Annotated in this window: 9 protein-coding genes, 4 tRNA genes and 1 pseudogene; 8 read left to right on the forward strand and 6 right to left on the reverse strand. The window is 33.9% G+C overall.

Going from position 1 to position 8,511, the window contains the following annotated elements:
• Both ACZQCL_RS01100 and ACZQCL_RS01105 read left to right on the forward strand, forming a co-directional pair.
• Nucleotides 1-418, forward strand: a pseudogene (locus ACZQCL_RS01100) (DNA-directed RNA polymerase subunit beta'); the annotation flags it as partial.
• A 48-nt stretch (nucleotides 419-466) separates the two neighbouring features.
• Nucleotides 467-754: a hypothetical protein gene (locus ACZQCL_RS01105; protein ID WP_482481600.1), complete on the forward strand. Its 288-nt coding sequence runs from the start codon at nucleotides 467-469 to the stop codon at nucleotides 752-754.
• A 10-nt stretch (nucleotides 755-764) separates the two neighbouring features.
• Here ACZQCL_RS01105 and asnA read toward each other — a convergent pair whose 3' ends face one another.
• Complete coding sequence (gene asnA / locus ACZQCL_RS01110; RefSeq protein ID WP_227993649.1) at nucleotides 765-1,772, reverse strand: aspartate--ammonia ligase; 1,008 nt, start codon at nucleotides 1,770-1,772, stop codon at nucleotides 765-767.
• Nucleotides 1,773-1,850: 78 nt separating this feature from the next.
• Between asnA and ACZQCL_RS01115 the strand changes: the two genes are divergently transcribed.
• The 6 genes from ACZQCL_RS01115 (at nucleotide 1,851) to ACZQCL_RS01140 (ending at nucleotide 7,572) form a co-directional block, all read left to right on the forward strand.
• Nucleotides 1,851-2,636: a glycosyltransferase family 8 protein gene (locus ACZQCL_RS01115; RefSeq protein ID WP_227993647.1), complete on the forward strand. Its 786-nt coding sequence runs from the start codon at nucleotides 1,851-1,853 to the stop codon at nucleotides 2,634-2,636.
• The gene (locus ACZQCL_RS01120) at nucleotides 2,633-3,991 is read left to right on the forward strand and encodes a sodium-dependent transporter (protein WP_227993645.1); all 1,359 of its coding nucleotides are present in this window, start codon (nucleotides 2,633-2,635) and stop codon (nucleotides 3,989-3,991) included. The genes ACZQCL_RS01115 and ACZQCL_RS01120 overlap by 4 nt, the downstream gene beginning before the upstream one ends.
• 11 nt (nucleotides 3,992-4,002) lie before the next feature.
• Nucleotides 4,003-4,944, forward strand: coding sequence for an L-lactate dehydrogenase (locus ACZQCL_RS01125; RefSeq protein WP_227993644.1), 942 nt, complete (start codon nucleotides 4,003-4,005; stop codon nucleotides 4,942-4,944).
• 28 nt (nucleotides 4,945-4,972) lie between these two features.
• Nucleotides 4,973-6,316, forward strand: a complete 1,344-nt coding sequence (locus ACZQCL_RS01130; RefSeq protein ID WP_418272665.1) for an MATE family efflux transporter — start codon at nucleotides 4,973-4,975, stop codon at nucleotides 6,314-6,316.
• A gap of 51 nt (nucleotides 6,317-6,367) precedes the next feature.
• On the forward strand, nucleotides 6,368-6,577 hold the full coding sequence (locus tag ACZQCL_RS01135) for a hypothetical protein (protein ID WP_003864747.1): 210 nt from the start codon (nucleotides 6,368-6,370) through the stop codon (nucleotides 6,575-6,577).
• A 101-nt stretch (nucleotides 6,578-6,678) separates the two neighbouring features.
• Complete coding sequence (locus ACZQCL_RS01140) at nucleotides 6,679-7,572, forward strand: alpha/beta fold hydrolase (RefSeq protein ID WP_227993642.1); 894 nt, start codon at nucleotides 6,679-6,681, stop codon at nucleotides 7,570-7,572.
• A 53-nt stretch (nucleotides 7,573-7,625) separates the two neighbouring features.
• Here the strand turns inward: ACZQCL_RS01140 and ACZQCL_RS01145 are convergent.
• The 5 genes from ACZQCL_RS01145 to ACZQCL_RS01165 all read right to left on the reverse strand — a co-directional run.
• Nucleotides 7,626-7,699 (reverse strand) — tRNA-Gly (locus tag ACZQCL_RS01145).
• A 9-nt stretch (nucleotides 7,700-7,708) separates the two neighbouring features.
• Nucleotides 7,709-7,784 (reverse strand) — tRNA-Lys (locus tag ACZQCL_RS01150).
• 5 nt (nucleotides 7,785-7,789) lie between these two features.
• Nucleotides 7,790-7,865 (reverse strand) — tRNA-Thr (locus tag ACZQCL_RS01155).
• 7 nt (nucleotides 7,866-7,872) lie between these two features.
• Nucleotides 7,873-7,948 (reverse strand) — tRNA-Val (locus ACZQCL_RS01160).
• A gap of 12 nt (nucleotides 7,949-7,960) precedes the next feature.
• Nucleotides 7,961-8,511, reverse strand: a 551-nt coding sequence (locus ACZQCL_RS01165; protein WP_482481604.1) for a hypothetical protein, incomplete at its 5' end; no start/stop codon positions are given.

Raw genomic sequence — 8,511 nt, forward strand, 5'->3', positions numbered from 1 at the left:
TACATTCAAACCAGTATTATTAGGTATTTCTAAGTCTTCTGTTGAAACAGATTCTTTCTTATCAGCCGCTTCATTCCAGGAAACTACAAAGGTTCTTACAGATGCGACTATTAAGGGTAAAGTTGACCACTTAATTGGTTTGAAAGAAAATGTTATTATTGGTAAGCTGATTCCTGCAGGTACAGGATGCCAGGGAGATCGTCCACAAAATCTAATTGTTGCAGAAAAGGCAAAAGAACTTCGTGACAAACGTATTGCACGTATGAAAGAAGTTCATGATGAAGAGTTCGACAAACTAGTATCTGGCTCTGATGATAGAGATACGATGGATAGTGTAGAAGCTTCAGTAGAAGAATCAATTCTACAAGATGCAGAAACTGCAGACAATAATTCAATGGATATCCAATCTGAAGAATAAGAATATAAGGAGTAGGTAGATACCTATTCCTTTTCTTTAGGAGTAAAAATGGAAAAATATTTTGATTTAGGTAGAGCGTATTACACATATTTAAAAAGCAGCACAAATAAAGATCAATGTACTGTTAGTGTAATATGTGATGATATTGATATTAAACATAACATAATGGATGGCCTATTGTTTGCGGGTGCCTATATATATGATGGATACCAAGAAAATACAGACGGATCTATCACTGCTTGTGATGGAAACATTTCAGTTTATGGATGTGAATTGTCAGATTTAAAGTATGAGAATTATATATCCAATTCCAATGCTACGATAATAAAAAAGTAGGACAATTGTCCTACAAAATTTGAATATTATTTTTTAAGCATGTATCGACCATGACTTCAGGCCATAAGCTTGCCTGGACTTCTCCGATATGTGCTTTTTTTAGTAGAAGCATACATAGTCTGGATTGACCGATTCCTCCACCTAAAGTGTATGGTAATTCTTTATTTAGAATGGCTTTATGGAAAGGTAATTCACATCTTTCCAAACAGTTTTCTTTTTTCAATTGTTCTAATAATGTATCTTCATCCACACGAATTCCCATAGAAGATATTTCTAGAGCACTTTGTAGTGGTTCATACCAGAATAGGATATCTCCATTTAGTGTCCAGTCATCATAGTCTGGAGCACGACCATCGTGTTTTTCATTGTTTGATAATTTATCACCAATTTGCATCACAAATACGCAGCCATGTTCTTTTGTGATGGCGTTTTCTCTTTCTTTTGCGTTCATATTTGGATACATATCTAATAGTTCCTGAGTTGTGATAAAGAAAATATCATCAGGTAAATGATTAACTGCCTGAGGGTATTTGTACCAAACTTCATGTTCCATATGCTTGATGACTTTAAAGATAGTACGTACATGTTCTACTAATGTTTCTTTTGTGCGTTCATTTTTAGAAATAATTTTTTCCCAGTCCCATTGATCGACATAAGCAGAATGAAAGTTATCTAATTCTTCATCTTTACGAATGGCATTCATATTTGTATATAAGCCTTCATGCAATTTAAAGCCATATTTCTTTAAAGCCATACGTTTCCATTTTGCTAAAGAGTGCACAACTTCCATTTGTTCACCAGGAAGTTCTTTCATGGTAAAAGATACGGGTTTTTCTGTACCATTTAAGTTGTCATTTAAACCAGAACTTTGTGTAACATATAAGGGTGCTGAAATTCTTGATAAATTTAATTCTTTACCAAATTCATATTGAAATGTATCACGGATATATTTAATAGCTTCTTGTGTCTCTCTAACAGTTAATACTGGATCGTAGTTTTTAGGTATAATAAGTTTCATATCATCATCTCCTTAATGTAAGTATTGTATCACAAAATATGAAAAGATTTTCAATTTATTTTGTGATAAAATCATATTATGAACATTCTATTTTCAATTAACGCAAAATTCATAGATTTGACAAAGACATGTATACGTTCCATCATTCGGTTTGACAAAAATATTGATTTCTATATTTTGCATCATGACTTAAATCAAAAACACATGGATGATTTAAGACGTTCTTTTTTGGAATGTACTTTTCATTTTATAGAAGTAAAGGAAGAAGAATTTAAGGGGTTTCCTATTTCATCTCGATATCCTCTAGAAATTTATTATCGATTATTCGCTTCAGATTTGTTGCCTAAGACATTGGATCGAATTCTTTACTTGGATGTGGATATTGTTGTGATTCAAAGTTTAAGGGAATTGTATAACATGGATTTTGAAAGTAATCTTTATATCGCTTCGAGTCATGTAAATGAGCGTATGACGCATTTAAATGCGAAAAGATTAGGGCTAAAAGAAGATGTGCCATATATCAATACTGGGGTCTTGTTGATGAATTTAGAATTATTGCGTAAGCAATTAAATAAGCAAGATATTTTAAATTATGTGAATGCATATAAGAAAAATCTTGTACTTTTTGATCAAGATGTATTGACGGCATTATATGGAGATAAGACAAAACTAGTAGATTATCGTAAATATAATTTGAGTGAGAGAATGATGAATTTCTATAATCTAAGAAATCCAAGAAGTAGGATAGATCTTGATTGGGTGAAAAAGAATAGTGTTATCATACATTATTGCGGAAGAATGAAGCCTTGGAAAGGTAAATATATAGGATGTTTAGATTGTTTTTATAGGGAGTTGGAAAAATGAGAGATAGGTTTTCAAATCGTTTAGGATTTATTTTAATTAGCGCAGGATGCGCAATAGGAATTGGCAATGTTTGGCGCTTTCCATATATTGTAGGGCAATATGGAGGTGCTGCATTTGTCTTGATTTATTTATTTTTTCTAGTCATATTAGGATTGCCAGTTATGGTTATGGAGTATTCGGTAGGACGTGCCAGTCAAAAAAGTGCAGCCCTATCTTTTGATGTGTTAGAGCCAAAAGGGACAAAGTGGCATTTTATGAAGTATGTGGCAATGGCAGGAAATTACATACTGATGATGTTTTATACTTCGGTTTGTGGATGGTTGTTTTATTATTGCTACAAAATGTTGATGGGTGATTTTAATGGATTAAATGTGGGTCAAATTAATAATGAATTTGGTTTAATGTTGTCAAATCCCTTGATTCAAGTAGGTATGATGTTTCTAGTTGTTTGTATTGGTTTTTTCATTTGTTCAAAAGGCTTGCAGAATGGTGTGGAAAAAGTATCAAAGTATATGATGTTGTGTTTATTGGTGTTGATGCTTGTGCTAGCTGTTCGTTCACTCATTTTGCCAGGGGCTATGGAGGGCGTAAAGTTTTACTTGTTGCCTGATTTTTCAAAGATGCAAAATGTATCGGATGTCGTATTTGCGGCCATGGGCCAAGCTTTCTTTACTTTGAGTTTAGGTATTGGTGCTATTGCGATATTTGGAAGTTACATTGATAAAAGTAAGAAGTTAACATCTGAGGCCATTACGGTTGTGTGTTTAGATACATTTGTTGCATTGGTTGCAGGCTTCATCGTGATTCCTGCTTGTTTTGCGTATAATGTGGATCCTGGGCAAGGGCCTGGGTTGATTTTCCAGACATTACCTAATATCTTTGCGAATATGCAGTTTGGAAATATTTGGGGTGCTTTGTTCTTTTTGTTTTTGAGTTTTGCCGCATTAACTACAATTATTGCGGTATTTGAAAATATCATTACAATGACAATGGAATGGACAGGATGGTCTCATTCAAAAACAATCAAAGTAAGTTTTGTGCTTGTTTTTGTGTTATCTTTACCATGTGCATTAGGATTTAATGTATTGTCTTTTGTTCAACCTTTAGGTGCTGGTTCAACCATTCAAGATTTAGAAGATTTTATTGTATCGAATAATCTATTACCTTTAGGATCACTTTGCTATGTATTGTTTTGTACATCTAAATATGGATGGGGATTTAAAAACTTTTTAAAGGAAGCCAATTGCGGAGAGGGAATTTCTTTTCCTAAACAAGTTGGTTTCTATGTTTCATATATCATTCCTGTTATTATTTTGGTAATATTTATACAGGGATATATCTCTAAATTTTTGTAGGAGGAGCCATTATGATTAAAAAGAGAAAAGTAGTAATTGTTGGTGCAGGAAATGTAGGTGCAAGTACAGCTTTTTGTATGATCAATCAAGGAATTTGCGATGAAATTGTATTAATTGATATGAATACAGAAAGGGCTAAAGGTGAAACATTAGATATGATTCATAGTATTGCCTTTATGAATCGTAATATGGAAATTAAATTGGGAGATTATACAGACTGCAAAGATGCAGATGTTTTGGTTATTACCGCAAGTGCTCCAATGGGTAAGGAAAACGATCGTTTAGTGGCTTTAAAATCAAGCTCTAAGATTGTTACAAGTATTGTTTCGAGTGCTATAGAAAATGGATTTAATGGATTTATCGTAGTTGTTTCAAATCCAGTCGATATTATGACTTATGTGGCTTATAAGGTTTCTGGTTTACCAGCAAATCAAATCATTGGTTCAGGAACGTTATTAGATTCAGCTCGTTTACAATGTCATATTGCTGATTGTATTGATGTAGATCCAAAGAGTATTCATGCTTATGTTTTAGGTGAACATGGGGATAGTGAAATGATTCCATGGAGTACAGTTCGTGTGGGTGGTAAAGACATTTACCAAATCATTAAAGATAATCCAACACGCATGAATGAGGGGATGTTTGAAAGTATTCATGAAGCGGTAAAGAAAGATGGTTGGGAAATCTTCAATCGTAAAGGAAATACATGTTATGGTATTGCCGCAAGTACAACACGTATTGTTCGTGCATTGATGTTTAATGAATCCGTAGTACTTCCTATTTCTACGTATTTAGATGGTCAATATGGACAAGATGGTGTATTCACAAGTGTACCGGCTATTTTAGATGCGACAGGTGTCAAAGAGGTTGTTGAGATTGAAATGACAAAAGAAGAAAAAGAACAGTTTGATGCTTCTTGTAGTCATCTACAAAGTTTTTACAAGGAAGTTTAAGCTTCCTTTTCTTTTAGTAGTGTAGGAGGTGTTAGGGTTGGCACAAGGACAAAAGTTAATGACATCTGGATCGATTCCTAAACAGATGGTTTTCTTTGCGTTACCTATTTTATTAGGAAATTTATTTCAGCAATTATATAATACAGTGGATTCCTTAATTGTTGGAAACTTTTTGGGGAGTCAGGCACTTGCGGCGGTGAGTTCAAGTGGAAACATTATATTCTTGATGATTGGCTTCTTTAATGGGGTTGCGATTGGTGCAGGTGTAGTCATTTCGCGTTATTTTGGCGCAAGAGAAATAGAGCGTATGCAAAATGCGATTCATACAACGGTTGCGTTTGGATTGATTGTAAGTTTTATTATGACACTTATTGGTGTTTTCTTTACACCTACATTGCTTCGTTGGATGGGAACTCCAGATAGTGTGATGGCAGCTTCGGTAACTTATTTTAAAATATATTTTTTAGGTTCTTTTGGATCGATAATGTATAACTTTTTTGTAGGAATATTGCAGGCTGTAGGAGATAGTAAGCATTCGTTATATTATTTGATTGTATCAAGTGTAGTGAATATTGTCTTAGACTTATTCTTTATTGCGGTACTTAAGATGGGAGTTGGATCGGCTGCTTTAGCTACGATTATTTCGCAATATATTTCAGCAGGTCTTTGTCTCTATTTATTGTTGACGACAAAGGGAACGCATCGTATTGTTCCTTCTAAAGTAAAAATTCATAAAGAGCTTTTAGGTGAGATTTTGAAGTATGGTTTGCCAAGTGGATTTCAGAATTCAATTATTGGTCTAGCGAATGTTGTAGTTCAATCGAATATCAACTCTTTTGGCGATATGGCGATGGCTGGATGTGGAGCTTATTCTAAGATTGAAGGATTTGCGTTCTTGCCGATTACCAGCTTTACAATGGCGCTTACAACGTTTGTCGGACAGAATTTAGGGGCTCGCCAATATGATCGTGTTTTAAAGGGTGCTAAGTTTGGTATGATTTGTTCGATGACTTTGGCAGAAATTATTGGTGTAATCATCTTTGTTTTTAGTCCTCAGTTTGTTGCAGCCTTTGACGCAACACCTGAAGTTATTCATTTTGGTACTTTGCGTGGACAAACGAGTGCTTTCTTCTTTTGTTTATTAGCGTATTCACATTGTGTGTCGGCTATTTTAAGAGGGGCTGGGAAGTCAATGGTTCCAATGATTGTAATGATGGTTTGTTGGTGTTTTGTGCGTGTTACAGGTCTTACAATCATGGGGGCTTTAGTGCATAATATTTGGTGTGTATATTGGATTTATCCAATTACTTGGTCTTTATCAAGTATCACGTTCTTTATTTATTATCATAGGGTAGATTGGCTTCATGCATAAATTTGACAACTGGATTTAATAAGTGATAGACTTATATCGAGGTAGATAATTATGAAATCAATGTTAGAAGAATTAAAAGATGTAAAAATTAAAAAACACACAGTTACATCTATTGAATATGATTGCAAGTCTGAAGAAAAAGAGGACGAAGTATTTGATCAGGTTCATAATATTGTCACAAATCATTTAGATGACTTCGCAAAAATCACTTTTGATGTGGAAGCGGATCACAAAGTAAAAGTAGAAATTAGTGAAAACTAGTTGGACCATTTTAAAAAATGGTCTTTTTTTTGTTTTTGTATAGTTTCGATAATTATATATTTGATACAATGAGTACAAGAAAGATATGTAGGTACTATAATATGATAATTAAGAAAATAACATCAAAACAAGATGGGTTAAAATTAGAGATTGCGATTATGGAGTGCAAGAATCCAAAAGGAATCGTACAGTTTTCGCATGGTATGGCCGAGCATAAAGAGCGTTATTTTGACTTTATGCGATATTTAAATGATCGTGGCTATATTTGTGTGATTCATGATCATAGAGGTCATGGAAGTAGCGTGAAATCAAAAAATGATTATGGATATTTCTATACTGAAAATGCGGATTATATTGTGGAGGATTTATTCCAGGTTACGGAATATGTACGTGAAATGTATCCTGGATTAGAGGTAACGTTATTTAGTCACAGTATGGGGACTTTAGTGGCTCGTTGTTACTTAAAGAAATATGATGCATATATTGATCAACTGATTTTGTGTGGTCCTCCTACTGAAAATTCGGCGGCAAGTCTAGGTTTGGCATTGGCAAAAATAATAAAGCCTTTCTATAAGGAGAAGAAAGGTAATGGCTTATTGAATAAGATGGCTTTTGCAGGATATGAATCGGGTAATCGTTGGTTGAGTAAATGTGTTGAGAATGTAGAGCAATATGAAGCAGATGAATTGTGTGGATTCTTATTTACAACGAATGGTTTTATTAACTTATTTCAATTGATGATCAAAGCTTTTGATAAAAAAGGATGGAATGTCACTAATGAAAACTTACATATATTTATGATTGCAGGTCAAGAAGATCCGGTCATTCAGGGTAAGGATAAATTTGAACAATTGAAACAATTTTTAATGGGTGTTGGATATAAGAATGTATCTAGTAAATTGTATCCGACTTTAAAACATGAAATCTTAAATGAAAAAGAGAATCAAATAATTTACGAGGATATATATGAATTTATAAAAAGTGCCAAGGATTAATCCTTGGCATTTTAGATACAAAAAAAACTCGCGCTTGCGAGTAGATTTTTACATGGAGCAGGTGATGAGAATCGAACTCACGTAGTCAGCTTGGAAGGCTGAAGTTCTACCATTGAACTACACCTGCAAATATAAGTGGTGACCCGTGGGCGATTCGAACGCCCGACCCTTTGATTAAAAGTCAAATGCTCTACCAACTGAGCTAACGGGTCACAAGTGGTGCCGACTATAGGAATTGAACCCACAACCTACTGATTACAAGTCAGTTGCTCTACCAATTGAGCTAAGTCGGCATTTAAATGGTGGAGGTTAACGGACTCGAACCGCTGACCCTCTGCTTGTAAGGCAGATGCTCTCCCAACTGAGCTAAACCTCCGTAAGTGCCTATTTATAATAGCACCGAGTTAAAATAAATGCAAGCACTTTTTGTAAAAATTATTTGAATTTTTATTTTACTAAGAATCAAGGCTAAAATAATAGACAAAATCACAATGATCAATGTTTCTTTTGTTCCTTTATATAGGACTACTACAAGGAATACATAGAGTAAAAAATTTAAAATGGTCGTACTGGATATTGTGTTATCTGTATACGTGAAGCATGTGCTAAATAGTATGGCTAAAAGAATGGTTGAAAGAATCCATCCTTTCGTATCTTGTCGATTGGCTGACCATACTAAATAACTAAATATTGTCCAAATTAAAGTGAATAGTATCCATGTTAGAAACATATCTTTTGGCATTGTGTGTGCAAGTATCGTTGAGAATAGTGAATAACTTACAAAGCAAACAATGTTGAATAGGGTTGTGTTTAACATAGATGTTTTTTCAGAATGTGAATAAAGTGCGATAATGCAGTTTGCGAAGATCCATAATGGTAAGTTTGATAACAATTTGGTTGGATCAAAATATACGATGAATGGCTTAATAAATTCTATAT

It is taken from the genome of Holdemanella sp., from assembly GCF_056804935.1.